Raw genomic sequence first — 706 nt, forward strand, 5'->3', positions numbered from 1 at the left:
CCGGCGCGGCGGGCGCGGGTTCGGACGGCTGCGGCGTAGCAGCGGCCATCTCGGCGGCGGGCTTTTCGGCGGTCGGCTGGGCGGGCTCGCTGGCTGCGACCTGCGGAGCGGCGGGCTCGGCAGGCTGTGCGGCGGCATCGGCGGCCTGGGGAGCATCGGCCGGCGCGGTGGCGGCGGCATCGGCGGTTGGCGCGTCGGGCGCGGGCGCCTGCACGATCGCCGGGGGCGGCGCGGCGATGGCGGCGATGGACTCGCCCGCTTCGCGCTGGAACGGCACGGCGGCGCGGGCGACGACCTTGCGGCCGCCATCGGCCAGCAGGTCGGCGCGGACGATGTAGTCGCCGACGGGAAGATCGCGCTCGGTCTCGATGAGGAACCGGCCGCCTTCGGAAGCCGGCGCCTCGCCGAGCAGGATGGCGTTGGCATAGACGCGCACGGTCAGCCCCGGCGAGGCCATGCCTGCCACGAAGACGGTGCGGCCCTCGATCTCGACCGCCTCGACGCGGACGGCGGGCTGTTCGGCGCCGGACGGCGCGGGCGCCTGCGGGGCGGCCTCGGCCGGCGCGGCCGGATCGACCATGGCCAGCTGCGTTTCGCCCGCGGCAGGTGCGGCTGGCGTTCCGGCGGCAGGTGCGGCGGGCGGCACGTCGGTCGCGGCGGCCGGCGCCTGCGCATCGGCAACGGTGCCGGCTGCGGGAGCCTCCGC

Annotated in this window: 1 pseudogene; it reads right to left on the reverse strand. The window is 78.5% G+C overall.

The annotated features are described in order from the left end of the window. Positions 1-706 (reverse strand): annotated as a pseudogene (locus N1F91_RS31020) (peptigoglycan-binding protein LysM); the annotation flags it as partial.

Origin of the sequence: Aquibium sp. ELW1220, assembly GCF_030398385.1 — a bacterium.
GTDB lineage: Bacteria > Pseudomonadota > Alphaproteobacteria > Rhizobiales > Rhizobiaceae > Aquibium.